This window comes from Novosphingobium sp. TCA1, from assembly GCF_009811895.1.
In the GTDB taxonomy this organism is placed as follows: Bacteria; Pseudomonadota; Alphaproteobacteria; order Sphingomonadales; family Sphingomonadaceae; genus Novosphingobium; species Novosphingobium panipatense_A.
In genome coordinates, this window is sequence record NZ_BLJH01000001.1 from 538,673 (window position 1) to 564,415 (window position 25,743).

The 25,743-nt window shown below is 64.3% G+C and carries 27 protein-coding genes; 15 read left to right on the forward strand and 12 right to left on the reverse strand.

The features are described from left to right. Window positions 1–57 precede the first annotated feature (57 nt). Complete coding sequence (gene miaA / locus NTCA1_RS02575) at window positions 58–1,059, reverse strand: tRNA (adenosine(37)-N6)-dimethylallyltransferase MiaA (protein ID WP_159827936.1); 1,002 nt, start codon at window positions 1,057–1,059, stop codon at window positions 58–60. Between miaA and serB the strand changes: the two genes are divergently transcribed. Beyond that, a complete protein-coding gene (gene serB, locus NTCA1_RS02580; protein ID WP_086490490.1) occupies window positions 1,052–1,936 on the forward strand; it encodes a phosphoserine phosphatase SerB in 885 nt (294 codons plus the stop codon). The two genes, miaA and serB, sit on opposite strands and share 8 nt — an antisense overlap. Before the next feature lie 14 nt (window positions 1,937–1,950). Beyond that, window positions 1,951–2,607, forward strand: coding sequence for a DUF1345 domain-containing protein (locus NTCA1_RS02585; RefSeq protein ID WP_086490317.1), 657 nt, complete (start codon window positions 1,951–1,953; stop codon window positions 2,605–2,607). Window positions 2,608–2,703: 96 nt separating this feature from the next. Here NTCA1_RS02585 and purL read toward each other — a convergent pair whose 3' ends face one another. After that, on the reverse strand, window positions 2,704–4,875 hold the full coding sequence (gene purL, locus NTCA1_RS02590) for a phosphoribosylformylglycinamidine synthase subunit PurL (protein ID WP_159827938.1): 2,172 nt from the start codon (window positions 4,873–4,875) through the stop codon (window positions 2,704–2,706). 139 nt (window positions 4,876–5,014) lie between these two features. Here purL and NTCA1_RS02595 point away from each other — a divergent pair, with 139 nt between their 5' ends. The 9 genes from NTCA1_RS02595 (at window position 5,015) to tgt (ending at window position 12,598) form a co-directional block, all read left to right on the forward strand. Further along, a complete protein-coding gene (locus NTCA1_RS02595) occupies window positions 5,015–5,299 on the forward strand; it encodes an exodeoxyribonuclease VII small subunit (protein ID WP_201282395.1) in 285 nt (94 codons plus the stop codon). 3 nt (window positions 5,300–5,302) lie between these two features. Further along, complete coding sequence (locus NTCA1_RS02600; protein ID WP_159827940.1) at window positions 5,303–6,211, forward strand: polyprenyl synthetase family protein; 909 nt, start codon at window positions 5,303–5,305, stop codon at window positions 6,209–6,211. Next, window positions 6,211–6,729, forward strand: coding sequence for a pantetheine-phosphate adenylyltransferase (gene coaD, locus NTCA1_RS02605; RefSeq protein ID WP_159827942.1), 519 nt, complete (start codon window positions 6,211–6,213; stop codon window positions 6,727–6,729). The genes NTCA1_RS02600 and coaD overlap by 1 nt, the downstream gene beginning before the upstream one ends. A 100-nt stretch (window positions 6,730–6,829) precedes the next feature. Then, window positions 6,830–7,516 (forward strand): peptidylprolyl isomerase, encoded by a 687-nt coding sequence (locus NTCA1_RS02610; RefSeq protein ID WP_159827944.1) that lies wholly within the window; start codon window positions 6,830–6,832, stop codon window positions 7,514–7,516. Between the two features lie 52 nt (window positions 7,517–7,568). Beyond that, a complete protein-coding gene (gene queA, locus NTCA1_RS02615) occupies window positions 7,569–8,603 on the forward strand; it encodes a tRNA preQ1(34) S-adenosylmethionine ribosyltransferase-isomerase QueA (protein ID WP_159827946.1) in 1,035 nt (344 codons plus the stop codon). Window positions 8,604–8,645: 42 nt separating this feature from the next. Beyond that, window positions 8,646–9,581, forward strand: coding sequence for an ABC transporter ATP-binding protein (locus tag NTCA1_RS02620; protein WP_159827948.1), 936 nt, complete (start codon window positions 8,646–8,648; stop codon window positions 9,579–9,581). Further along, on the forward strand, window positions 9,578–10,351 hold the full coding sequence (locus tag NTCA1_RS02625; RefSeq protein ID WP_086490310.1) for an ABC transporter permease: 774 nt from the start codon (window positions 9,578–9,580) through the stop codon (window positions 10,349–10,351). The genes NTCA1_RS02620 and NTCA1_RS02625 overlap by 4 nt, the downstream gene beginning before the upstream one ends. Window positions 10,352–10,368: 17 nt before the next feature. Next, a complete protein-coding gene (locus tag NTCA1_RS02630) occupies window positions 10,369–11,442 on the forward strand; it encodes a YdiY family protein (protein ID WP_086490309.1) in 1,074 nt (357 codons plus the stop codon). A gap of 19 nt (window positions 11,443–11,461) precedes the next feature. Continuing rightward, on the forward strand, window positions 11,462–12,598 hold the full coding sequence (gene tgt, locus NTCA1_RS02635; protein WP_159827950.1) for a tRNA guanosine(34) transglycosylase Tgt: 1,137 nt from the start codon (window positions 11,462–11,464) through the stop codon (window positions 12,596–12,598). A 67-nt stretch (window positions 12,599–12,665) separates the two neighbouring features. Here tgt and NTCA1_RS02640 read toward each other — a convergent pair whose 3' ends face one another. From NTCA1_RS02640 to rpiB, 7 genes are all read right to left on the reverse strand, one after another. Further along, complete coding sequence (locus NTCA1_RS02640) at window positions 12,666–12,863, reverse strand: hypothetical protein (protein WP_086490307.1); 198 nt, start codon at window positions 12,861–12,863, stop codon at window positions 12,666–12,668. A gap of 146 nt (window positions 12,864–13,009) precedes the next feature. Next, complete coding sequence (gene rpsD, locus NTCA1_RS02645) at window positions 13,010–13,624, reverse strand: 30S ribosomal protein S4 (RefSeq protein ID WP_086490306.1); 615 nt, start codon at window positions 13,622–13,624, stop codon at window positions 13,010–13,012. A gap of 211 nt (window positions 13,625–13,835) precedes the next feature. Further along, window positions 13,836–14,576, reverse strand: coding sequence for an RNA methyltransferase (locus tag NTCA1_RS02650; RefSeq protein ID WP_159827953.1), 741 nt, complete (start codon window positions 14,574–14,576; stop codon window positions 13,836–13,838). Beyond that, window positions 14,576–15,058: a transcriptional regulator NrdR gene (gene nrdR / locus NTCA1_RS02655; protein ID WP_159827956.1), complete on the reverse strand. Its 483-nt coding sequence runs from the start codon at window positions 15,056–15,058 to the stop codon at window positions 14,576–14,578. Before nrdR ends, NTCA1_RS02650 begins: the two co-directional genes overlap by 1 nt. Window positions 15,059–15,090: 32 nt before the next feature. Then, the gene (locus tag NTCA1_RS02660) at window positions 15,091–15,315 is read right to left on the reverse strand and encodes a hypothetical protein (protein ID WP_159827959.1); all 225 of its coding nucleotides are present in this window, start codon (window positions 15,313–15,315) and stop codon (window positions 15,091–15,093) included. An 18-nt stretch (window positions 15,316–15,333) separates the two neighbouring features. Further along, on the reverse strand, window positions 15,334–16,632 hold the full coding sequence (glyA, locus tag NTCA1_RS02665; protein ID WP_086490302.1) for a serine hydroxymethyltransferase: 1,299 nt from the start codon (window positions 16,630–16,632) through the stop codon (window positions 15,334–15,336). Between the two features lie 17 nt (window positions 16,633–16,649). Next, complete coding sequence (rpiB, locus tag NTCA1_RS02670; RefSeq protein WP_159827962.1) at window positions 16,650–17,087, reverse strand: ribose 5-phosphate isomerase B; 438 nt, start codon at window positions 17,085–17,087, stop codon at window positions 16,650–16,652. A 261-nt stretch (window positions 17,088–17,348) separates the two neighbouring features. Here rpiB and NTCA1_RS02675 point away from each other — a divergent pair, with 261 nt between their 5' ends. Together NTCA1_RS02675 and NTCA1_RS02680 are read left to right on the forward strand one after the other, a co-directional pair. Further along, entirely contained in the window at window positions 17,349–19,058 is a 1,710-nt protein-coding gene (locus tag NTCA1_RS02675) for a M28 family peptidase (protein ID WP_159827965.1), read from the forward strand. 61 nt (window positions 19,059–19,119) lie between these two features. Continuing rightward, the gene (locus tag NTCA1_RS02680) at window positions 19,120–19,362 is read left to right on the forward strand and encodes a hypothetical protein (protein ID WP_159827968.1); all 243 of its coding nucleotides are present in this window, start codon (window positions 19,120–19,122) and stop codon (window positions 19,360–19,362) included. 74 nt (window positions 19,363–19,436) lie between these two features. Here the strand turns inward: NTCA1_RS02680 and rpoD are convergent, their stop codons facing one another. Genes rpoD through NTCA1_RS02695 form a run of 3 tightly spaced genes read right to left on the reverse strand, consistent with a single transcriptional unit; the run spans window position 19,437 to window position 23,865 of the window. Beyond that, window positions 19,437–21,458, reverse strand: coding sequence for an RNA polymerase sigma factor RpoD (rpoD, locus tag NTCA1_RS02685; protein ID WP_086490298.1), 2,022 nt, complete (start codon window positions 21,456–21,458; stop codon window positions 19,437–19,439). A 40-nt stretch (window positions 21,459–21,498) separates the two neighbouring features. After that, entirely contained in the window at window positions 21,499–23,385 is a 1,887-nt protein-coding gene (gene dnaG / locus NTCA1_RS02690) for a DNA primase (protein WP_159827971.1), read from the reverse strand. Between the two features lie 27 nt (window positions 23,386–23,412). Then, window positions 23,413–23,865 carry a GatB/YqeY domain-containing protein gene (locus NTCA1_RS02695; RefSeq protein ID WP_159827974.1) on the reverse strand — a complete coding sequence of 151 codons (453 nt, stop codon included), beginning with the start codon at window positions 23,863–23,865 and terminating at the stop codon, window positions 23,413–23,415. Between the two features lie 163 nt (window positions 23,866–24,028). On the opposite strand from NTCA1_RS02695, the gene carA reads away from it, so the two are divergent. Further along, entirely contained in the window at window positions 24,029–25,195 is a 1,167-nt protein-coding gene (gene carA, locus NTCA1_RS02700; protein WP_159827977.1) for a glutamine-hydrolyzing carbamoyl-phosphate synthase small subunit, read from the forward strand. A 164-nt stretch (window positions 25,196–25,359) separates the two neighbouring features. Continuing rightward, a complete protein-coding gene (locus tag NTCA1_RS02705; protein WP_159827980.1) occupies window positions 25,360–25,737 on the forward strand; it encodes a hypothetical protein in 378 nt (125 codons plus the stop codon). Window positions 25,738–25,743 lie beyond the last annotated feature (6 nt).

Below are 25,743 nucleotides of genomic sequence, written 5' to 3' on the forward strand. Positions count from 1 at the left end.
CTCTCCTACCCGCATACTCTCATCAGCAGGTGAGGGGGCTCTAAGGGGACGAAAATGTTACGTCAACCCCATTATCTGAAATAATCTATCTCTCAGTGATTTTTCATCGAAATATTCGAACTCAAGCCTTGCCCAATCTTGCGGGGGTTGGTGGCGCAGCCAGGTGAACTGGCGCTTGGCGTAATTGCGGGTCGCCTGGGATCCGCGTGCGATCGCTTGGTCCAGCGTGCTCTCGCCCCGCAGCACGGCGGCCAGTTCGGGAACGCCTATGGCGCGCATCACCGGAAGGTCGGGATCGAGATCGCGGGCCAGCAGGCGCTCCACTTCGTCCATGGCGCCGCGGTCGATCATGCGCTGGAACCGCAAGTCGCAGCGGCCGTAGAGCGCTTGCCGTTCGGGCAGCAGGATGGCGGCATGCACCGCGATATCGCCGCCGATGCCGCCGCTGGTCTGCGATTGCCAGTAGCCGATGGAATGCCCGGTCGAACGCACGACTTCGAGCGCACGGGCGATGCGGGTGGTGTCGGAAGGCGCGAGGCGGGCGGCGCGCTCGGGGTCTTCATTCTGGAGTGCGGCGTAGGCCTCGGTCACGGGCAGGGCGCGCACGGCCTCGCGAATTTCCGGGGCGATCTCGGGCACCGGGGCGATACCGTCCAGCAAGGTGCGGATATAGAGGCCGGTGCCGCCGACCAGCACCGGTACGGCCCCTTCGGTGTGGAGCGCGACAATGGTTTCACGCGCGGCGCGGGCCCATTCGGCGGCGGAGCAGGTCTCTGCCCCGTCCCAGGTGCCGAAAAGGCGGTGCTCGATGCCGCCCATTTCCTCCAGGGTGGGGCGCGCGCTCAGCACGGTCAGGTCGGCATAGACCTGCGAACTGTCGGCATTGACGACGACGGCCCGGCACCCGCGTCGTTCCAGTTCCTGCGCCAGTGCCACCGCACAATCGCTCTTGCCGCTGGCGGTCGGCCCTGCGATGAGCGCGAGCGGTGGCTTGTGTCCCGCGGACGCGCCGCCGGTGGAATTTTCATACGCAGCTTCAAGGGAATTCGCAGTGCTCATTGCGCGGCTGATAGCAGAACCGGACCACCTCTCGGCAAGAATAGATGCGGCGCGGGCCGAAATGCAGGAACGCGGCGTGCGGCTGGCTTCGGCGGCCATGCTCGATTTCTGCGAGCGGACCATGCAGATCGCCTCGCCCGACGAGGATGCGGCGGCGCTGCGCCAGGCGCTCGACGATCATTTCGCGCCGACCGATGGGCTGGTCTGCGATCATGAGCCGACGATTCCCGGCCTGTTCATCTCGGACATGGATTCGACCATGATCGGCCAGGAATGCATCGACGAGCTGGGCGACTTCGCCGGGCTCAAGGAGCGTATCGCCGAGATCACCGAGCGGGCCATGCAGGGCGAACTCGATTTCGAGCAGGCGCTGCGGGAGCGTGTCGGGCTGCTGAAGGGGCTTTCGATCGATGCGATCGAGGAATGCCTTGCCAGCCGCATCAGGCCGATGCCGGGCGCGCGCACGCTGGTGGAGACGCTCAAGAAGTTCGGGTGCCGTACCGTGCTGGTGACGGGCGGCTTCCATCACTTCGCGGACCCTGTCGCGGCACAGCTCGGTTTCGAATATGTCGTGGGCAACCGTCTGGAGGTTTCGGACGGCAAGCTGACCGGCGGCCTTGCCGGGCCGATCGTCGACAGCGCGGTCAAGAAGGCGACCCTGCTTGCCGAAGTGGCAGCGCTGGGCGGCAACGTCACCAGCCTTGCCACGGGCGACGGCGCCAACGATATTCCTATGCTGGAAGCGGCTACTTACGGCATCGCCTATCACGCCAAGCCCAAGGCGCGCGCGGCGGCCAACGGCTGGATCGACCGGGGCGACCTGACCAGCGTGCTGCGTCTGCTCGGCATCGACGAGCAGGAATGGGTTCGCGCATAAGAGAGAGGACAGCGATGGCCGGACGAGAAACTTCCTTCCTGAGCCGGCTTTCGCATCCCCGCTATCTACTATTTCTGCTGGTCTTCGTGCTGGCGCCCTGGCCGCTGCTGGCGCGGCTGGGGCCGGTCGAGGCTATCGTGACGGCTTTCGATCTGGCCGTCATCGCCATTGTTGCATCCTGCGTCCCGCTCTGGTTGGACGGCAATCCCGATGTCATGCGCCGTCAGGCCAAGCGCGACGATGTGGGGCAGGTGGTCCTGCTGCTGCTGACGGCGCTGATCACCTCCGTGATCCTGGCGGCGCTGGGCACCTTGGTCCTCGACAACAAGAACCTTGGTGTGGGCGAGATTGCGCTGCTGGTGGTGTCCCTGCTGGCCTGCTGGACCTTTGCCAATCTGATCTACGCCTTTCACTATGCAAGGCTCTATTACGCATCGCATGAAAGCGGCGATTACAAAGGTCTCGACTTTCCAGGCGATTGCGTGCCGGACTTCGCGGACTTCGTGAACTTTGCCTTCGTGATCGGCATGACCTGCCAGACGGCCGATATCGAGATCACCGATTCCGCCATGCGGCGCATCTCGACCTTCCATGGCCTTTTCGCCTTTGCCTTCAATCTCGGGATCCTGGCGCTGACGGTGAATGTGCTGGCTTCGTCCACCGGCGGGTAAGGCTTCGGGACGCAAGGATGGACGGCGCAGTTTGAAACGAAAAAGGGCGCCCGCTAAGGGGCGCCCTTCCTGGTTTTCGTCAGGCGAAGGAAGCGATCAGGCCTCCATCCAGTCCTTGAAGAAGGACTCGTTGGCTTCGCGAAGCGCGGTGACTTCGTGGCCCGCGACCTTGGTGCCTGCCACCGAGCCGATGCGGACCGCGCCGGGAAGCGTGCTGCCTGCCGGAGCGGTTACAACGTAGCGGCTCTGGTCTTCGCCGAAGGCTTCCGCCGTGGTCAGTTCCACGTCGAGGTTGCAGCCAAGGCCGCTGGCCAGCGCCATCTCGGCGAGCGCGACGAGCAGGCCGCCGTCGCTGACGTCATGGACGGCCGTGACCTTGCCGGCAGCGATCCAGTCGCGGATCGAGGCGCCGTTTTCGGCTTCGGCCTTGAGGTCCACCTTGGGGGCGTCACCGGCTTCCTGCCCCGCGATCTCGCGCAGCCAGAGCGACTGGCCGAGGTGCGTGCCGAGCTTGCCGTCCACGGCGCCGAGCACGAAGATCTCGTCGCCCGCGTTCTTGAACGCCACGGTCGCCATCTTGTCGTGATCGGCCAGCAGGCCGACGCCGCCGATGGCCGGGGTCGGCAGGATCGCCGAGCCGCCGCCGGTGGCCTTCGATTCGTTGTAGAGAGAGACGTTGCCCGAGACGATCGGATAGTCGAGCGCGCGACAGGCATCGCCCATACCGTTCAGGCAGCCGACGATCTGCGCCATGATTTCGGGGCGCTGCGGGTTCGCGAAGTTCAGGCAGTTGGTGATGGCAAGCGGAAGGCCGCCGACAGCACTGATGTTGCGATAAGTCTCGGCCACGGCCTGCTTGCCGCCCTCGTAGGGGTCGGCATAGCAATAGCGGGGCGAGCAGTCGGTGCTGATCGCCAGTGCCTTGGGCGTATTGTGGATGCGCACCACGGCAGCATCGCCGCCGGACTTCTGCATCGTGTCGCCGCCGACCTGGCTGTCGTACTGTTCCCAGATCCACTTGCGCGAGGCGAGGTCGACCGTGCCCATCAGCTTGAGCAGGTCGGCGCCCACGTCGGCGCTTTCCGCGACTTCACCCACCGCCGGAACCTTGGCCCAGGCCTTGTATTCCTCAGGCGTGACGTAGGGACGCTCATATTCCGGCGCGTCGTCGGCCAGCGGGCCGAGCGGAATGTCGCAGACCACTTCGCCGTCGAATTCGAGAACCATGTGGCCGGTATCGGTCACTTCGCCAATAACCGCGAAGTCCAGTTCCCACTTCCTGAAGATCGCCTCGGCCATGGCTTCCTTGCCCGGCTGAAGCACCATAAGCATGCGCTCCTGGCTTTCCGAGAGCATCATCTCGTAAGGCGTCATCGCCTCTTCGCGGCAGGGCACGTTGTTCATGTTGAGGCGAATGCCGGCGCCGCCCTTGCTGGCCATTTCGACCGACGAGGAGGTGAGGCCGGCCGCGCCCATGTCCTGGATCGCGACGATCGCGTCGGTGGCCATGAGTTCGAGGCAGGCCTCGATCAGCAGCTTTTCGGTGAAGGGGTCGCCCACCTGCACGGTCGGGCGCTTTTCCTCGGACTTCTCGTCGAAGTCGGCCGAGGCCATGGTGGCGCCGTGGATGCCGTCGCGGCCGGTCTTGGAGCCGACGTAGACGATCGGGTTACCGAGGCCCGTGGCGGCCGAGTAGAAGATCTTGTCCGTCTCGGCCACGCCCACGGTCATGGCGTTGACCAGGATGTTGCCGTCGTAGGCCTTGTGGAAGTTGGTTTCGCCGCCAACGGTGGGCACGCCCACGCAGTTGCCGTAGGAGCCGATGCCTTCGACCACGCCCTGCACCAGATGCTTCATCTTGGGGTGATCGGGACGGCCGAAGCGCAGCGCGTTCATGTTGGCGACCGGGCGGGCGCCCATGGTGAAGACGTCGCGCAGGATGCCGCCGACGCCGGTGGCGGCGCCCTGGAAAGGCTCGATGTAGCTGGGGTGGTTGTGGCTTTCCATCTTGAAGATGGCGGCCTGTCCATCACCGATGTCGATCACGCCGGCGTTCTCGCCGGGGCCGCAGATGACCCAGGGGGCCTTCGTGGGCAGCTTCTTCAGGTGGAAGCGGCTCGACTTGTACGAGCAGTGCTCAGACCACATGACCGAGAAGATGCCAAGCTCCACCAGATTGGGCTCTCGGCCGAGCGCGTTCAGGACCCGCTCGTATTCCTCGGAATTGAGGCCGTGGGCCTCGACGACATCGGGAGTGATTTCGGACATGCGACGCGCCTTAGCGCCGAGCGGGGCGCTTCGCTAGCCGTAAAAACGAGCGATTTCGCCATGCTCGTTCATGCTTGCGATGGCGCCGCCCGCTAGTCCCGCCTTGACCGCCGAACGCGCCCGTTCCATTGCGGTGATCATGACTGAGAACAGTGCTGAAATCGCCCGTCCCGAAACTGGTGGCCCCGAGATTGCGGGAATGAGTTTCGAGGATGCGCTGCGCGCGCTTGAAGACGTGGTGCGCCGCCTCGAAAGCGGCGACGTGCCGCTCGACGATTCGATCACGCTCTACGAACGCGGTGAAGCACTGCGCCAGCATTGCCAGAAGCGGCTCGATGCCGCCCAGGCACGGATCGAGCGCATCGTCGCCGGGCCGGACGGGGTCCCGGCCGGGACCCAGCCGTTCGACGCGGCGGATCGCTGATTCGTGGGTGAGGTCGCCGTGACCGACCCGATCCTCTCCGCGGGCCTTACCCGCATTGCCGAGGAGATCGACGGCGCTTTCGATGCGCTGTTGCCGATCCCCGACGACGCGCGTGCGCGGCTGGTAGAGGCCATGCGCTATGCCGCGATCGGCGGGGGCAAGCGCCTGCGGCCCTTGCTGCTTACGGCCGTAGCGGAAATGTACGGCGTCGTGCGCGAGGCGGCGATCCGCGCGGCGATCGCCATAGAATCGATCCACGTCTATTCGCTGATCCACGACGATCTGCCCTGCATGGACGATGACGCCGTGCGCCACGGCAAGCCGACCGTCCACCTGGCTTTTGACGAGGCCACGGCGGTTCTTGCAGGCGATTCGCTCCATGCCTTCGCTTTCGAGGTGTTGGGCGATCCGGCGACCAGCGCCGATCCCTTCACCCGTATCGAACTCGTGCAGGCGCTCGGCCACGCCAGCGGCGCGCAGGGCATGGCGGGTGGCCAGATGATGGACCTCGTGGCCGAGACCAGCGAGTTCGACCTTCAGACGGTCACCCGGCTCCAGCAGCTCAAGACCGGGGCGCTGCTCGGCGCGGCGGTGGAAATGGGCGCGATCCTCGGCCGTCTGCCGCCGGAAGGACGCGCGCACTTGCGTGGCTATGCCCGCGACATCGGCCTTGCCTTCCAGATCGCCGACGACCTCATCGACCATGAAGGCGACGCTTCCGTGGCCGGAAAGGCCGTGGGCAAGGACGCGGAGGCTGGCAAGGAGACCTTCGTTTCGCTGCTCGGCCCGGACCGCGCCCGCGACCAGGCGCGCATGCTGGTGGAACAGGCCATCGGCCATCTCGCCCAGCACGGCAAGGAAGCCGACTTGCTGCGCGCCGTGGCGCGCTACATTATCGAGAGGGATCATTGATGGGCCTTGGTGAACGCGTCGGGGTCTATCCCGGCACATTCGATCCGATCACGCTGGGCCACGCCGATATCATCCGGCGCGGGGCCAAGCTGGTCGATCGGCTGATCATCGGGGTGACGACGAACCCGTCGAAGAACCCGCTCTTCACGCCCGAGGAGCGCATGGCCATGGTCGAGCGCGAAGTCGCGGCGATGGGGATCGAAAACGTCACCGTGGTCGGTTTCAACGCGCTGCTGATGAAGTTCGCGCAGAGGCAGGGCGCCAGCGTCATTATCCGCGGGCTGCGCGCGGTTGCCGACTTCGAGTACGAATACCAGATGGCGGGCATGAACCAGCAGCTCAATCCGAACATCGAGACGGTGTTCCTGATGGCCGACGTCAGCCTCCAGCCGATCGCCTCGAAGCTGGTGAAGGAAATCGCCATGTTCGGCGGCGATATCTCCCGTTTCGTGAGCCCTGCCGTGCGCGAGGACGTGGTCGGCCGGATCGCCCAGACCGGGCTCCTCGGAGACTACTGAGCACCTCCCGGACACGCTTGCGACAAATTCATTCATTGTCACGTCAGCACCGGGGCACTATCGCCCCTGGCCTGAACGGCTTCCTTCCTGTGAGTATTCGATGACGTTTCGCCTGACCCTTACCGCGACGATGATCGGCCTGGCGCTGGCGGCTACGCCTGCTCTGGCCAAGAAGAAGGAAGATCCGACGCCGACTCCGCCGGTGGCAGCGCTGCCGACTTTCGTCGATCCCGACGTGACGCACCAGCCGGAGAATGTGCTGCTGCTCGATCTTTCGGACGGCGGCCGCGTGGCCATCCGCCTGATGCCGGAATGGGCGCCGCACCATGTCGAGCGGATCAAGACGCTGGCATCGCAGGGCTTCTACAACGGGCAGATCTTCCACCGCGTGATCGACGGCTTCATGGCGCAGACCGGCGACCCGACGGGCACCGGGCAGGGTGGCTCGCAGCTTCCCGACCTCACCGCCGAATTCAATGCGATGCCGCATGTTCGCGGCACCGTCTCGATGGCGCGCACCAACGAGCCGAACAGCGCGAACAGCCAGTTCTTCATCGTGTTCTACCCGCGCTTCTCGCTCGACCGGAAGTACACCAACTTCGGCCGCGTGATCTCGGGCATGCAGTATGTCGACGCGATCCAGCGTGGCGAGCCGCCGCAGAACCCGACCAAGATCGTCCAGGCCTCGCTGGCTTCGGAAAACAAGGCGCCGCCGGCAGCGCCTGCGGCCGCTCCGGCTCCGAAGGCGATCACGGCAGACCAGCTCAGCAATTCGAAGTCGGACTGATCCTCGCAAAAAGGGATGACGCGCAGGGAAGCCCCCTCTAGAGGGGCGCCCCATGCGCGTTGACCTTTTCGATTTCGACCTTCCGCCCGAGAACATAGCCCTGCGCCCGGCGCGTCCGCGCGATTCGGCGCGGATGCTGGTGGTCCACGGGCGAGACGAAGGGCCGATGGCCGAGCGCGCCGTGCGCGATCTTCCCGGGGAACTGCGCGCCGGGGACGTGCTCGTCTTCAACGACACCCGCGTCATTCCCGCACAGCTTGAAGGGCGGCGCGGCGAGGCGAAGATCGGCGCGACGCTCCACAAGCGCATGGACCTGCGCCGCTGGCAGGCCTTCGTTCGCAACGCCAAGCGCCTGAAGGCGGGCGACCGCATCGAATTTCCCGCCGAAGTCACCGCGCTCGCCGAAGCGCGGCACGACGATGGCAGCTGGACGCTTCTGTTCGAAGGCGACGAGCCGGTCGAAGTGCTGCTCGAACGGGCAGGGCGCATGCCGCTGCCGCCCTATATCGCCGGCAAGCGCGAGACGGACGAGCAGGATGCCAGCGACTACCAGACCATGTTCGCGCGCGAAAAGGGCGCCGTCGCCGCGCCGACCGCCGCGCTGCATTTTACGCCCGAGCTGATCGAGCGGCTCGATGCCGCAGGCGTGAAGCGCGAGACTCTGACGCTCCATGTCGGCGCGGGCACCTTCCTGCCGGTCAAGGCGGACGAGACGCAGGATCACAAGATGCACGCCGAATGGGGCCGCATCGATGCCGAAACCGCGGATCGTCTCAATGCGGCGCGCGCGGCGGGCGGACGGATCATCGCCGTGGGCACCACCAGCCTGCGCCTCCTGGAAAGCGCGACTGGCGAGGACGACGTGATTCGTCCTTTCGAAGGCGATACCTCAATCTTCATAACCCCCGGATATCGCTTCAAGGCGATCGATGGGCTGATGACCAATTTCCACCTGCCTAAGTCCACGCTGTTCATGCTCGTTTCGGCGCTGATGGGGCTGGAGCGGATGCAGGCGGTCTATGCCCATGCCATCGACGAGGGCTATCGCTTCTATTCCTACGGGGATTCCAGTCTTCTTTTGCCCTGAGGGGACTTGGAACTGTCACCGGTTTCGCGCATCACGCGGTGCATGGAACCCATTCTCGAAATCAGTGGTCTGACCAAGACTTACGCCGGGGGCTTTACCGCGCTTCAGGGCGTGGACCTCACGATCAACAAGGGCGAGATCTTCGCCCTGCTCGGCCCGAACGGCGCGGGCAAGACGACGCTGATCGGTGCGGTCTGCGGACAGGTGCGCCCCACCGGCGGCACCATGCGCGCCTTCGGGCAGGACATGAGCCATGGCTGGCGTTCGCTGCGGGCGCGGATCGGCCTGGTCCCGCAGGAACTGGCGACCGACATGTTCGAGACGGTCCTCCATTCGGTGAACTATTCGCGCGGGTTGTTCGGCCTGGCGCCCGATCCTGCACGGATCGAGGAAATCCTGCGGGCGCTGAGCCTCTGGGACAAGCGCAAGGCGCAGATCCGCGCGCTTTCGGGCGGGATGAAGCGCCGCGTGCTGATCGCCAAGGCGCTGGCCCACGAGCCCGACCTGCTCTTCCTCGACGAGCCGACCGCCGGTGTCGACGTCGAGCTTCGCCGCGACATGTGGGCGCAGATCGCCAAGCTTCGCGACCGGGGCACGACGATCATCCTCACCACGCACTATATCGAGGAAGCCGAGGAAATGGCCGACCGCGTCGGCATCATCCAGGGTGGCCGGATCCGCATGGTGGAAGACACCCGCTCGCTCATGAAGCGGCTGGGACGCACCGAGGCGCATATCAGCCTGGCAACGCCGCTGGCGACCGTGCCGGAGGCGCTGGCCGACTACCACCTCACGCTCGGCAACGGCGGGCAGGAGCTGCTCTATCGCGGTGGTGACGGATCGGGCGGCGGCAAGGCCAAGGTCGCCCAGCTCACCAAGGATCTCGTTGCCCTGGGCATCGACTATACCGCCATCGACATTCGTGAATCGAGCCTCGAAGACATCTTCGTCGATCTTCTGGAAGGAGAGGCGGCATGATCGTCTTCAACGCACGCAGCACCTGGACCATCTACAAGCGCGAGGTCATGCGGGCCATGCGCACGGCCATGCAGTCGATCCTTGCGCCGGTTCTCACCACGACGCTCTATTTCGTCGTCTTCGGCGCGGCGATCGGCAGCAAGATGGATTCCGGCATGGCGGGGGTCAATTACGGCGCCTTCATCGTGCCGGGCCTGCTGCTGCTGACGCTGCTCAGCGAGAGCACCTCCAACGGCAGTTTCGGCATCTACATGCCGCGCTTCACCGGGGCGATCTACGAACTGCTCTCGGCACCGGTCGGGGTGGCGGAGACGCTGATAGGGTTCGTCGGAGCAGCGGCCACCAAGTCACTGATTTTGGCCGCTATCATCCTCGTGACGGCGACCTTCTTCGTCGACTACACGATCGCCCATCCGTTCTACGCGCTGGGCTTCATCCTGCTGGTCTCGGCGAGCTTCTCGCTGCTCGGCTTCATTCTCGGCATCTGGGCAGACAGTTTCGAGAAGCTGGGCATCGTTCCGGTGCTGTTCATCATACCGCTCACATTCCTCGGCGGCACGTTCTACTCGATCGATCTGCTGCCTGAGCCCTGGCGCTCGGTGGCGATGGCAAATCCGGTCGTTTATCTCGTCAACGGACTGCGCTGGTGCTTCTACGGCAGTTCCGATTTCCCGATCGGCCTGTCGCTGGGCATGACGCTGGGCTTCCTCGCCCTCTGCGTCGCGATCATCGCCTGGATCTTCCGCACAGGGTGGCGCCTGCGCGCCTGAGTAGGTAATATCGTTTCATGACAATGCGTTTCGCGGTTTCTATGGGTGCGTCTTCTTTGCTGGTTGCCGTTCCGGCACAGGCTCAGACTCTCCATTCGATCGAGTTCGAAGCGTTTCAGTTCCACATCTTTCCCGAGCTGGAAATCGTGCCGGTGGCTCCTGTCGTGGAACTGCCGGTGCGCGTTACCCTGCCGGACTACGTCGCGCCGCCGCCCTTCATCAATGCGCCCGCGCCGCATCTGCCGGGCAATGTCCGAACGATGATCGAGGCGGCGGTGAAGACCAAGGATTCCGCCACCGTCGGTGCCGTCGTGAAGGCCGCGCTTGCCACGCAGCCTTACGACAAGGACGAGATCCGCGCGATCCACCAGGCTTTCCTCGACGCCAATGCGCAGGAAATCGCCGACAAGGCCAATGCCGAGCGGGAACGCATCCGCCGCGCCGCATTGCTGGAACTCTGGACGGGCAAAGTCGAGCTGGGCGCTTTCCGCGCCACCGGCAACACCAGCAATTTCGGCTATACCGGCGCGGTCAAGCTGGATCGCAAGGGCCTGAACTGGCAGCATACCGTCCAGCTCAACGCCGATTACCAGAAGGATCGTGGCACCGTCTCGCGTGAGCAGTACGGGGCCAGCTATCAGCCGCGCTACACCCTGAACGACGGTCTCTTCACTTACGGCCGCGTGCAGTACGAGAAGGACCGGATCCAGGGTTTCCTCGACCGCTACTCGCTCTCGGGCGGCCTCGGCTATCGCATCCTGAAGCGGGACAATGTCAGCCTCTCGATGGAAGTCGGTCCGGCGCTTCGTCGAACACGTTATGTCACCGTGCCCCAGGAGACGACCTGGTCGGCACTGACCTCGATCGATTTCGACTGGCAGGTCACGCCCACGATCAAGCTGACCCAGGACGCCTCGTCCTATATCGAAACCGGGAACAGTACCTACACTTCGGCCACCGGGCTGGAGGCAGGCATGGCGAGGGGCCTCAAGGCGCGCATGTCCTATTCGATCGAGCACGAAACCTCGCCGCCGGACGGATCGCTGCGAACCGATACGATCTCGCGCTTCTCGCTGGTCTACGGCTTCTGAAGGCTGTAACGGGCGGGGCATGAATCCCCGTTTCGAATTCTCCATCCACGCCACCGACGGCAAGGCTCGCACCGGCGTCATTAGGATGCGTCGCGGAGAAATCCGCACGCCCGCCTTCATGCCGGTCGGCACCGCCGCCACCGTGAAGGCGATGAAGCCGCAGGATGTGCGCGCTACCGGCGCCGACATCATCCTGGGCAATACTTATCACCTCATGCTGCGCCCCGGCGCGGAACGCGTTGCGCGCCTGGGCGGCCTGCACAAGTTCATGAACTGGGACCGCCCGATCCTGACGGACAGCGGCGGCTATCAGGTCATGAGCCTGTCGGACCTCCGCAAGATCACCGAGAACGGCGTGACGTTCGCCAGCCACCTCGACGGTTCGCGCCACCTGCTGACGCCCGAGCGCTCGATGGAGATCCAGCGGCTGCTCGGATCGGACATCGTCATGTGCTTCGACGAGTGCCCGAAGATCGATCAGCCGCGCGACGTGATCGCGCGTTCGATGGAGATGTCGATGCGCTGGGCCAAGCGGAGCCGCGACGGTTTCGACAGCGGCGGCGAGCATGCGGCCAATTCCGCGCTGTTCGGCATCCAGCAGGGCGCGCTCGACGAAGGCCTGCGCAAGGCTTCGGCCGATGCGCTGATCGACATCGGCTTCGACGGCTATGCCATCGGCGGTCTTGCCGTGGGAGAAGGGCAGGAGGCGATGTTCTCCACCCTGGAGTTCGCGCCGGGTCAGCTTCCCGCCGATCGTCCGCGCTACCTGATGGGGGTGGGCAAGCCCGACGATCTCGTCGGCGCCGTGGAGCGCGGGGTCGACATGTTCGACTGCGTGCTGCCCAGCCGTTCGGGGCGCAACGGTCAGGCCTTCACCTGGAACGGCCCGCTCAACTTGCGCAATGCCCGTCACGCGGAGGACAACAATCCGCTGGACGAACGCTGCAAATGCCCGACATGCGCCACTTACAGCCGCGCCTACCTGCATCACCTCGTGCGTTCGGGAGAAATCCTCGGCGCGATGCTGATGACCGAGCACAATATCTCGTTCTATCAGCAGCTCATGCAGGGCATGCGGGACGCCATTTCGGCAGGCACTTTCGTCCAGTTCGCTGCCGACTTCCGGCGCAGCTACTTCCGCGGACGCGACGGATAGTCCTTCGCCGTCAGTCTTCTAATCAAAAACCCGAGAGGCTGCTCCTCTCGGGTTTTTTGTGATATGGTCAGGCCGGTTCCAGGCCTTCCTCCAGATCTTCGTGAAGCGAGCCGATTTCCAGCTTTGTGCCGACATAGGCAACGAAGCGGCCGGTTCGCGAATCCATGAAACCGGCACCGATCTCCGCTGCGAACTGCTTCGCGGTTTCGAGGTCGGAGTACCATTTGCCGGTGCGGTTGGGGGTAATGAATCGATATCGGGACATGATGCAAGCCTAATGCACAAGTTCCATGTCCGTTCCCTGACAAGTCCCTCGATTCGCCGCGTTTTCCAGCATTTTGGCGCACAAGCAAAAAGGGCGGCTCCGCAAGGAACCGCCCTTTCCGTTTTTCTGGTCCGAAGACCCGATACTTAGCGCGAGTAGAACTCGACGACCAGGTTCGGTTCCATCTTCACCGGGTAGGGCACTTCGTCGAGCGTCGGGACGCGGACGAAGGTCACCTTGTCGGTGCCGTCCTGAGCGACGTAGTCGGGGACTTCACGCTCGGGCAGGTTCTGGGCTTCGATGATCAGCGCCATTTCCTTGGCCTTGTTGCCGAGGCTGATGACGTCGCCGACGCGGATGCGACGCGAAGCGATGTTGCACTTCACGCCGTTCACGCGGATGTGACCGTGCGAAACGATCTGGCGAGCCGCGAAGATGGTGGGTGCGAACTTCGAACGGTACACGACCATGTCCAGGCGCTGCTCGAGCAGGCCGATCAGGTTCTGGCCGGTGTCGCCCTTCATGCGCGAGGCTTCCTGGTAGGTAGCCTTGAACTGCTTCTCGGTCACATCGCCGTAGTAGCCCTTGAGCTTCTGCTTGGCGCGCAGCTGCAGACCGTAGTCCGACAGCTTGCCCTTGCGGCGCTGGCCGTGCTGGCCCGGGCCGTAGCTGCGGCGGTTGACCGAGCTCTTGGGGCGACCCCAGATGTTCTCGCCCATGCGGCGGTCGAGTTTGTACTTGGCGCTTTTACGCTTCGACATATGTCGTCTCCTTTTCTGCTGCCGCTTCCACTGTGGAAGCGGTCCATGTTTTCCCGGGGCGCACCATTCCGCCTATTTCGCGGAATGCGGCCGCCGCTTCACCGGGGTGCGGGGCCGAATGGACAGACCTGTCAGGAAGACAGGCGCCATGTGAAGGGGTGCCCCATACGGGCTCGGGGGTGAAAGTCAAGCGGATAAGCCGAAAAACGGCTCAGCTACGCGGGCGACGCTCGTTTCCGAGGGCAGAGAGCACACCGCGAAGGGTGCGCACTTCGAGGTGATTCCAGCCCGGCTTCGTGAGAAGATTGCGCAAGGTCAGCCGGTTGGCCGCCGCACGCGTTTCGGGCCAGAAATAGTTCTTGGGTTCGAGCAACTGCTCGAAGTGGCCGATAAGGCCTTCCAATTCGTCTTGCGGGGCAGGGGGAAGCAAGTCCTCCTGCGTGGGCTGTGCGAGTTCGCCGCTTTCGGCGGCACCCTTGGACCACTCGTAGGCACAGAGGATCACCGCCTGCGCCAGGTTGAGCGAGGCGAACTCGGGATTGATCGGCACCGTCAGGATCGCGCGGGCGAGGGCGACGTCCTCGGTCTCCAGACCCGAGCGCTCGGGGCCGAAGACATAGGCGGAGCGGCCAACTGCCTCATGAACCTCGCGCGCGGCCTGCTCGGGCGTGACGACCGGCTTGGTGACGCCGCGCTTGCGCACGGTCGTGGCGTAGACATTGCCGCAGTCGGCAACCGCTTCGGCCAGCGTCTCGAAGACTTCCGCATGTTCGAGCACCACGTCGGCGCCCGCAGCGGCAGGACCGGCCGAGGGATTGGGCCAGCCGTCGCGCGGGGCGACAAGGCGCATCTCGGTCAGGCCGAAGTTGAGCATGGCGCGCGCAGCCTTGCCGATATTCTCGCCGAGTTGGGGGCGAACCAGCACGATGACCGGCTTGTTCACGTCAGCCATTAATTCGATTCCTTGGTAACGCCCTGACCGGCCACATCGCGCACGGTACCGGCAAAAGCCTCGAAGTCGCGCGCTTCGTTGAAGGCGCGGTAGACGGAGGCAAAGCGGATATAGGCAACCGAATCGAGCTGGCGAAGCCCTTCCATCACCATTTCCCCGATCTCGCGCGAGGGGACTTCGGATTCGCCCAGGGTTTCGACCTGACGCTGCACGCCGGAGACGAGCTGGTCGATCTTCTCCCGCTCGATCCCGCGCTTGCGGCAGGCGAGAGTAACCGACTGCTCGATCTTGGCGCGGTCGAACGGTTCACGCGCATCGTCGCTCTTCACGACGGTGATTTCGCGAAGCTGGACGCGTTCGAACGTGGTGAACCGCGCGCCGCAGCTCGAACACTGGCGGCGGCGGCGGATCGCCGTGTTGTCCTCGGTCGGGCGGCTGTCCTTGACCTGGGAATCGTCGTGGGCGCAGAAAGGACAGCGCATTCAGTCAGTTACTTTCAAGACTTGGAAAACTTTCAGGGGCGCACGCGCTTGTAGAACTGATATCCCGCACCAACCGCAAGGCCGAGCGGGATAGACACGAACGGCAGCACGAAGCCCGCGACCGCCCCGGCCGCGCCCCAGGCGAGCACCGGCTTGGTCGAAGGGTGGTCGAGGCCATCCTGCAGCATTCCTGCAAGCTCATGGCGTGCGTCGGAAATGAAATCACCAGTGTCGTTGGGGCGGTTCGGGTCGATCATGGCACTAAGGCTCCTGAATCAGTCCTCGTAGATCGGGAAACGATCGCACAGGGCTTCAACGCGCGCACGCACGTTCTGCTCCACCTGAGCGTCACCCGCTTCGCCGCACTTGGCAAGGCCGTCGAGTACGTCGGCGACCATGTTGCCGATTTCGCGGAACTCGGCCGGACCGAAGCCGCGGGTGGTGCCGGCGGGCGAGCCTACGCGGATGCCGCTGGTCTTCATCGGCGGCAGCGGATCGAAGGGGATGCCGTTCTTGTTGCAGGTGATGCCCGCACGCTCCAGCGCCTCGTCCGCGTCCTTGCCGGTCACGCCCAGCGGCGAGAGGTCGATCAGCGCGAGGTGGGTGTCGGTGCCGCCCGAAACGATCGCGGCGCCGCGCTCCTTCAGGGTTGCAGCGAGGACCTGCGCGTTCTCGATCACGCGCGCGGCGTAGTCCTTGAACTCGGGGCGCAGCGCTTCACCGAAGGCGACGGCCTTGGCGGCGACGACGTGCATCAGCGGGCCGCCCTGAAGGCCGGGGAACACCGCAGAGTTGATCTTCTTGGCCAGCGCCTCGTCATTGGTGAGGATCATGCCGCCACGGGGGCCGCGCAGCGTCTTGTGCGTGGTGGTAGTGGCGATGTGCGCGTGCGGGAAGGGCGAGGGGTGCAGACCGGCGGCGACGAGGCCGGCGAAGTGCGCCATGTCCACCTGGAACAGCGCGCCCACGGCGTCTGCGATTTCGCGCATGCGCTTGAAATCGATCACGCGCGGATAGGCGGAGCCACCGGCGATGATCAGCTTGGGCTGGTGTTCCTTGGCCAGGGCCTCAACCTCATCGTAGTCGATCAGGTGGGTGTCCTTGGTCACACCGTACTGCACGGCCTTGAACCACTTGCCCGAAAGCGCGGCGCGGGCGCCGTGGGTAAGGTGGCCGCCGGCATCGAGGCTCATGCCCATGATGGTGTCGCCGGGCTTCACGGTGGCGAGCAGCACGGCGCCGTTGGCCTGCGCGCCCGAGTGGGGCTGCACGTTGGCGAACTGGCAGTCGAACAGCTGCTTGGCGCGTTCGATGGCCAGCGTTTCGACTTCGTCCGAAGGCTCGCAGCCCTGATAGTAACGCTTGCCGGGATAGCCTTCGGCGTACTTGTTGGTCAGCACCGAGCCCTGGGCTTCGAGCACGGCCTTGGAAACGATGTTTTCCGAGGCGATCAGTTCGATCTGCTTGCGCTCACGCTTCAGTTCGTGGCCGATGGCCTTGGCGACGGCGGGATCGCTTTCGGCAACGCCGTCAGTGAAGAAGCCGGCGGAACGGATGGCGGTGTCTACAGTCATGTTCGGGCTTCTCCGTTTCAGAAGACGGGGTTGGAAAGCTTTTCGACGCGGCCCGCGTGGCGTCCGCCACCGAACTCGGCCGAAAGGAAAGCATCGAGGCAGGCCTTGGCCATGTCTTCGCCGGTCAGGCGCGCGCCCATGGCGATGACGTTGGCATCGTTGTGCTCACGCGCGAGCGCGGCCGAGAGCGGCTCGGAAACGAGCGCGCAGCGGCAGGCGGGATCGCGGTTCACGGCGATCGAGATGCCGATGCCCGATCCGCAGAGGGCGACGCCGAACTGCGCGGTGCCATCGGCGACGACCGAGGCCAGCTTGTAGCCGTAGTCGGGGTAATCGACACGGTCGGCGGTTTCGGGGCCGAGATCGGCAACTTCGTGGCCGAGTTCGATGAGGTATTCACGCAGGGTCGCCTTGAGGTCGACGGCGGCGTGGTCTGAAGCAATCGCAATGCGCATGGGATGCCTGTCCTGATGCGAGGATTCGTTTGCGCTTCCCCTTAGTCGTGACTTTGTCGCATTGCCACCATTGTTGACAATCCGGCACTGCAATTGCCGGAAGTGATCAAATCAAAAGCCTTTTCCATGAGAATGCGGGGAAAATCGCGAAAAATCCGGCAGGTGTTGCAGGCTTTCAAACCGGCCGGTGCGCGCCGCGCAGGCGATTGACAGATGAACTGCCGAAGCGGATGTTTTCGGCGTCATGTCAGGGGGTTGGCTGTGAAATCGGCAAAGTTTTTCATCGTTGCGCTGCTTTTCGCAGTGATTCTCGCCGTATTGGGGACGACTCCGCCGCGCCCTGCTGCGTTCGATACATCACCCGATGCGTTCTCCGCCAGCCGCGCGATGGTGGATGTGGAGCGTATCGCCCGCGCGCCCCATCCCAGCGGATCGGCGGAGCATGCCGCCTTGCGCGGCTACCTGATGCAGCGCCTTGGCCAGCTGGGGCTCACCATGCGTACGCAGGAAGGCGAGTTCCCGGCCGAGGCCCGGGCAGAGCTGAACCGGCGCAGCAGGGGCACCGAGGCGGGCATTCCCCTGACCAACGTGCTCGGCCTCCTGCGCGGAAACGATCCCAGCCTGCCGGCCGTGGCCTTGATGGCCCATTACGACAGCGTGCCCGGTTCGCCTGCGGCAGCGGACGACGGTGTGGGCGTGGCATCGATCCTGGAGACGCTGCGCGCCCTCTCGCTAGACCGCGAACGCAAGCGGGACGTGCTGGTGATCCTGACGGACGGCGAGGAATCCGGGCTGCTCGGCGCCCGGATGTTCTTCGAACACGCGGCGGAGGCGCGGCGCATCGGGGGCATCATCAACCTCGAAACGCGAGGCGGCGGCGGCAAGGCAAACCTTTTCCAGACTTCCGCGCTGAACGGCGATGTGGCGCGTCTCTGGGCGGATACCGCGCCGCATCCGGCCGGGACATCGCTTGCGACGTTCATCTACAGCGTCCTTCCCAACGACACGGACCTGACCGTCGCGCTGCCACACGGCTATCCAGCCTGGAACTTCGCCTTCATCGGGCGGCCGGGGCTCTATCACTCGCCATTGGCGACGGCCGCGAACCTCGATCGCGGTTCGCTCCAGCAGATGGGCGAGCAGACCCTGGGGCTGACGAGAGCGCTTGTCCACTCGCGCGAATTGCCGGGAAGGGCGCCGGATATCGTGTTCTTCGATGTGTTCGGCCTTTTCGCGGTCCACTACGCGCCGTGGTGGGGCTGGGTGATGCTGGCCATCGGCTTTGCCGGATATGCCGCGCTGGCGGCGCGGCGCTTCGAGCCGATGCCTTTCCTTGGCGGCGCGGCCCGTATGCTGGGCGTTGTGATCGTTGCCGCGGCGGTGCTCCAGGGCCTGAACTACCTGTCGCAGGGCAGCGGACCTTCCGATTATTACGACCGGCTCGCGGCGATACCGAAACTTCAGGTCATGGCGCTGCTGGTCGGGATCGATGTGGCGCTGCTTTTGGTGGCGAGCGGGCCGACGACGCGGTCGGGAGAGGCGGGCCTAGTCCTGCCGCTGTGGCTTGCGGGCGCGGTCATGCAGTTTCTGGCGCCGACGGCGGCCTATGTCCTGACCGTACCGCTGATGCTCGCCGGGGTGGCTGCTTGGCCGTGGCTGCGGGATGGCCGGGCAGGGCGCGCCGTTCAGGTCGTGGTGGCAGCGGTGGTTGGCGGTTATGCGCTGATGCTGGGATATGCCCTCATGCAGGCGGTAGGCGCCGCCATGCCGATGGTGACGGCGCTTCCCCTGGCGCTTCTCTGCATGGTCTTCGTACCGCTGCGCCCGGTGCTGCGAGGGCAGGTCGCCCGTATCGCTTCGGGTGGGTTTCTGCTTCTGGCTTTGGCGATGGCGCTCTGGGTGCGATGGGATGGTCCCGCGCCGACCGTGCCCACCTATAACCAGACGCGATCGCTGGGAATTAAGGGCTAGGGGAGTTTTAGGGCTCAGTATTATTCCCTAGGTTGCGGACGGATTGAGAGGGAGAATGGACATGAAGGGTTCGCTGTTGACCGCTCTGGGCATCGCCGGGCTTCTGGCGCTTGCCGGATGCATGGAAACGATGCCGGGGCCTGATCGCCCCAATCGCCCGCGACCTGACAAGCCGGCCATGTGTACGCAGGAATATGCGCCTGTTTGCGGCGTCAAGCGCGGCAAGCGTCAGACTTTCAGCAATGCCTGCATGGCGCGGGCCAAGGGGTATAGCGTCGTCGATCAAAGGCCCTGCGGACGATAGGCACAAAAAAGCCCCGCGGAAGCGGGGCTTTTCGTTTGATTGAAGCCGTTCGTTACTGACCCAGGCCCAATCCCTTACTGATCGAGGAACGAGCGCATCTTGCGGCTGCGGCTCGGGTGCTTGAGCTTGCGCAGTGCCTTCGCCTCGATCTGGCGGATACGTTCGCGGGTAACCGAGAACTGCTGACCGACTTCTTCAAGGGTGTGATCGGTGTTCATGCCGATGCCGAAGCGCATGCGCAGCACGCGTTCCTCGCGCGGAGTGAGCGAGGCAAGGACGCGGGTGACCGTTTCCTTGAGGTTCGCCTGGATCGCCGCATCCACCGGGATGATCGCGTTCTTGTCCTCGATGAAGTCACCCAGGTGCGAATCTTCCTCGTCGCCGATCGGCGTTTCGAGGGAGATCGGCTCCTTGGCGATCTTCATCACCTTCCGCACCTTTTCGAGCGGCATCGACAGACGCTCGGCCATTTCCTCGGGCGTGGGCTCGCGGCCCTGCTCGTGCAGGAACTGGCGGCTGGTGCGGACCAGCTTGTTGATCGTCTCGATCATGTGGACCGGGATACGGATCGTGCGGGCCTGATCCGCGATCGAGCGCGTGATCGCCTGACGGATCCACCAGGTGGCATACGTCGAGAACTTGTAGCCGCGGCGGTACTCGAACTTGTCGACCGCCTTCATCAGGCCGATGTTGCCTTCCTGGATGAGGTCCAGGAACTGCAACCCGCGGTTCGTGTACTTCTTGGCGATCGAGATCACCAGGCGCAGGTTCGCCTCGACCATTTCCTTCTTGGCAATGCGCGCCTCGCGCTCACCCTTCTGGACCATGTTGACGATGCGACGGAACTCGGGGAGCGCCATGCCGGTGGCGGCGGCGATGTCCGAGACTTCGGAGCGGATACGCTCGACCGGATCGGCTTCCGCTTCCGCAAAGGCCGCCCACTTCTTGTCCTTCTTGGACATGTCGGTGAGCCAGGTATCATCAAGCTCGCGGCCCACATAAGTCTCGAGGAAGTCCGCTCGCTTCACCTTGTGACGCTCCGCAAGGCGCAGCATCTGGCCGCCCAGCGTGGTGAGGCGGCGGTTGAAGGCGTAGAGGTTGTCGACGAGATACTCGATCTTCGTCGCGTGGAACTTCACCGATTCGACTTGCGCGGTCAGGTCTTCGCGAAGCTGCTGGTACTGCTCTTCCTTGGCCAGCGGGAAGTCGATGCCGAGCGCCAGCGCTTCGAGGCGTTCCGACTGGAGACGCTCGAAAGCCTGGAAAAGCTCGGTGATGAGCATGAACTTCTCAAGCGCTTCGGGCTTGAGCGCCGCTTCCATCTGGGCGAGGCTGAGAGTGTTGTCCTCTTCCTCTTCCTCGGCTTCGCGCTTGGGGATCGGGTTGCCGTCCTCATCGACTTCCTCGGAGTTGTCCTCGTCGGAATCGTCCTCGTCCTTGAACGAGGGGCCGGCGGTCTTTTCGCTGATCTCGCCGTCGTCGTCGCCTTCACCGTCTTCGGACAGGCTTTCGGGGGCGGGTTCCTTCGAGAGCATGGCATCGAGATCGAGGATCTCGCGCAGCTGCATCTCGCCGTTGTTGAGCGCTTCGGACCACTGGATGATGGCGTGGAAGGTGATCGGGCTCTCGCAGAGGCCCAGGATCATCATGTCGCGGCCGGCTTCGATACGCTTGGCGATGGCGATTTCGCCTTCGCGGCTGAGCAGTTCCACCGCGCCCATCTCGCGCAAGTACATGCGCACGGGGTCGTCGGTGCGCTCGACAGATTCCTTCTTCTTGGCATCGACCACCATGCGCGGCGAGACGTCGTCGGAATCGACTTCCTCGTTGTCGCGGTCGTCGTCTTCCTGCTGGCCATCGGCGTCTTCATCGCTTTCGACGATGTTGATGCCCATTTCCGAGATCGCGGCCATGATGTCCTCGATCTGCTCGGAAGACATCTGGTCCTGCGGCAGGGCCTCGTTCAGCTCGTCGTAAGTGATTACGCCCCGGCGCTTGGCACGGGCGATCAGCTTCTTGATCGCGCCTTCGTTGAGATCGATAAGCGGTGCGTCAGTACCGTCGTTATCGCCGCCGGAATTGTCGTTCTTGCTCATTCTTCGCCGTTATCCCCGTGCATCCGACCTGATTATACAATCAGGAAGAAGCCGCCTGTCTTGTCGCCATTTGCCTGAGGCGACTGTCAAATTCCAGCTTTCTCTTGAGCAGGCGCTGTTGATCGGCAAAAGCCTCCTCCGAGAGCTCGCTTTCGAACCGAGCCGTCGCGCGTGCCAAAGCCGCATCCAGAACCGGACGCTCCACCAAGAGATCGACTGCCTGGGCCAGATCCTCTGCCGCCTGATCCGCGCCAGTATCGGGATTGAGGAACCCGAAGCGCAATCCTGAGTATTCCGCGGTGCCGGGGATCTCCAGGCCATTCTCGACCAATATGGTGGCAAGGTGGCTTGTTTCAAGCGCTTCGTTCGTCTGGCAGCAATCGAGCAGCAAACCGAAGCGGGGGTCGAGGCCCGGCGTGCGGGCGAGCGCTTCGGCGTGGCGGCGAACCTGGCCGGGCCAGCGAACCAGTCCGGCAAGGACGGCGGCCGACAGCGCGTCGCGGGCGCCCCCCGCTGCGGCGCGGCGAAGGCGCTCCAGCGATTCGGGCGTCGATTCGGGCTGGGGCTGCCAGCGGCCGTTCTGGAAACTGCCGCGTCCACGCTGTTGGCCGGGGCGAAACGCATTCCCGCCACCGCCACCTTGCTGCCAGCGGCTTTCGCGTTTGGGGAAGGCGAATTCGGAATAGCGATCCTGCAATTCGCGGCGGTAGAGGCTGGCGATATCCGGGTGCTGGATCGAATCGACATGGGCCATGAGGCGCGCCTTGAGGCCCGCCTTGTCTTCCGGGGTGTACAGCGGCTGGGCATCGCGCTCCGCCTCCCAGAGTACCTCGATCAGGCTTTTTGCCGCGCCAAGCACGTCCTCCATGGCCCGCGCACCGCGCTGCTTGATGAGGTCGTCGGGGTCGAGGCCTTCCGGCAGCCGCACGATTCGCAGGGAATGCGCAGGGCGGAGCAGGGGCAGGGCGCGCGTCACGGCGCGCATCGCGGCGCGCTGGCCTGCGGCATCGCCGTCGAAGCAGAGGATCGGCATTTCGACATGGCGCCACAGCATCTCGATCTGCTGCTCGGTCAGGGCGGTGCCGAGCGGGGCGACACATTCGCCGATGCCCGCGGCCGCCATCGCGACCACGTCCATGTAGCCTTCGACCACCACCATCCGGCCCGACTGGCGCGCGGCGGGCGCAGCGCGGTGCAGGTTGTAAAGGGTACGGCCCTTGTCGAAGAGAGGCGTATCGGGAGAATTCAGATACTTCGGCGCATCTGTTTTCTCCTTGGAGAGGATGCGTCCACCGAAGGCGATCACCCTGCCGCGTGCATCCTCGATGGGCAGCATCAGGCGTCCGCGGAAGCGGTCGTAGGGATCGCGGTTCTCGACTTCGATCCTCAGGCCAGCCTCGATCAGCATGGCTTCGGGGAACTTGCCGAGCGCTTCCTTCATCGCCTGCCGCCCTTCCGGGGCGTAGCCGAAGCCGAAGCGCTGGAGAGTGTGGGCGTCGAACCCGCGCGTCGCCAGGTAGGCGCGAGCCGATTCGCCGCCGGGTGCGGACAGGTTCTGCACGAACCAGCCTTGCGCCGCGGCCATCACGTCGTGGAGCGTGTCGCGCTTCTCGGCAGCCTTGGCAGCGCGGGGATCGGGGGCAGGGACGTCCATCCCCGCCTCGGCCGCCAGTTCCTTGACCGCGTCCATGAAGGACAGGCCCTGATGGTCGGTCATCCAGCGGATCGCATCTCCATGTGCGCCGCAGCCGAAGCAGTGATAGAAGCCCTTCTCGTCGTTGACGGTAAAGCTCGGAGACTTCTCGTTATGAAACGGGCAGCAGGCCTTGAACTCGCGCCCCGCCTTCTGGAGGCGGGTCGAGCGACCGATCAGCGCCGACAGCGTCGTGCGCGATCGCAGCTGGTCGAGCCATTGGGGAGTAAGCACGGTCCTGCCGCCCGGTATCGTGTCAGGTCAGGCCAGCGCTGCCTTCACCCAGCCCGAGGCCTTGCCCATGTCGAGCTGCGTGCCGTGACGGGCCTTGAGCGCGGCGACGACCTTGCCCATGTCCTTCATGCTCTCTGCGCCCACTTCGGCCTTGATCGCCTCGATCAGGGCCTTGGTTTCTTCTTCGGTGAGCTGCGCGGGCAGGAAGGTTTCGATCACTTCCAGTTCGGCCTTCTCTTCGGCGGCCTTCTCGGGACGACCACCTTCTTCGAACAGCTGGATCGATTCGCGGCGCTGTTTCACCATCTTCTGGAGCACGTCGATGATCATGGCATCGTCGTCCGGGAGGGAATCGGCGGTGCGCAGTTCGATGTCGCGGTCCTTGATCTTGGCAAGGATGAGGCGGACCGCGGCGAGACGCGGCTTGTCGCCACCCTTCATCGCAGTGATCTGGGCGGCCTTGATCGAATCACGAAGCATTGTTTTCCTGCTGTTCTGATGGGTTTGGGAATGTGTCGTGGCGTAAAACTAGCAAGCCATGCGCCAAATTGCACCAGTCGCGCCTTGACGCGGTGCATAACCCCGTCTAGCGGGCGGGCCTTAGCACACATAGTCAGAAACGCCGTAAACGGAGCGACCCACCATGGCCGACGCCGCATATACGCTTGCGCCCAAACCTGAAGGGGCGACAGGCGTTCTCGTCCTGAGCGATGGACACGTGGTCTGGGGCCGCGGCTTTGGAGCCGTCGGCGAAGCAGTCGGCGAAGTCTGCTTCAACACCGCGATGACCGGATATCAGGAAGTGATGACCGACCCGTCCTACGCGGGCCAGATCGTCACCTTCACCTTCCCCCACATCGGCAATGTCGGTGTCAACGACGAGGATCTTGAATCCAGGGTCGATGGCGCCGTAGGCTGCGTCGTCCGTGAGGACGTGACGGCACCTTCGAACTTCCGCTCTGCCGGTGAGTTCGGTGACTGGCTTGCCGCCAAGGGCAAGGTCGGCCTCGCTGGGGTCGATACCCGCGCGCTTACCCGCCGCATCCGCCTGCAGGGCGCGCCCAACGCGGTGATCGCCCATAACCCGGAAGGCGAGTTCGACATTCCCGCGCTGATCCAGCGTGCACAGGAATGGCCGGGCCTGGAAGGCATGGACCTTGCCAAGATCGTCAGCCGCGAAATTCAGGAGGGCTGGGAAGGCTCGACCTGGGAGCTCGGCGAGGGCTTCGGCGGCGTAGAGGGCGATGCCCTGCCGCACGTCGTCGCCATCGACTACGGCGCCAAGGACAACATCTTCCGCAATCTGGTGAAGGCCGGTGCGCGTGTGACGGTGGTTCCTGCCGAGACCTCGCTCGACACGATTCTCGCGCTGGAGCCGAAGGGCGTGTTCCTCTCGAACGGCCCGGGCGATCCGGCGGCGACCGGCGAATATGCCGTGCCCGTGATCAAGTCGCTGCTCGACCGCGACGTGCCGGTCTTCGGCATCTGCCTCGGTCACCAGATGCTGGGCCTCGCGGCCGGTGCAAAGACCTCGAAGATGCACCAGGGCCACCGCGGCGCCAACCACCCGGTGAAGCGTCTTGAAGATGGCGTCGTCGAGATTACCTCGATGAACCACGGCTTTGCGGTCGACAACCAGTCGCTGCCTGAAAACGTCGAAGAGACCCACGTCTCGCTGTTCGACGGTTCGAACTGCGGCATTGCGATCAAGGGCAAAAAGGCGTTCGGCGTGCAGTATCACCCCGAAGCCAGCCCTGGCCCGCAGGACAGCTTCTATCTCTTCGAGAAGTTCGTGGGGATGCTGGCCTGATGGGGTTGGCGGGTCGGTTTCTTGCTGCGGCGGTAACGCCGTATCCCGCGTCGGCGATCATTGCCGGTGTGGAGCAGCGAGATTTCGACCCGGCATGCCGCTTTGCCTATGCAGACGGACGTCCGGCGGTGGCCGGATATCCACTCCAGGCAAGGTGCCATGCGATGACCGACCTTATCGACCACATGCTCGCTTACTATATTGCCGGACAGGCTGCCGAACTCTCGGTTGCGCCGCGGTTCTACCCTTACGGTGAACTGCAGCTCATCTTCGAGGACAAGATCTCGGTAGCCGTTCGCAAGTTCGGCCCCAAGGTGCGCAAGCATGCCAAGGAAGCCGGCAAGGCCTTCATCGACCGGATGCTCGAAACGGGTGCCTGGTCGACGACGGAAGGCGAGTACGGCGGTTCGATGCATCAGTTTCAGGCTGACCGGTTCAAGGCGGTGATCCGCGAGGAACAGGACAGCAACCCGATCATTCTCAAAGCCAAAGCCGAAGGCCCGGATTACTGGGACAAGGCGTTTGGCGAGCTGGTGGCCTAGGCCGCC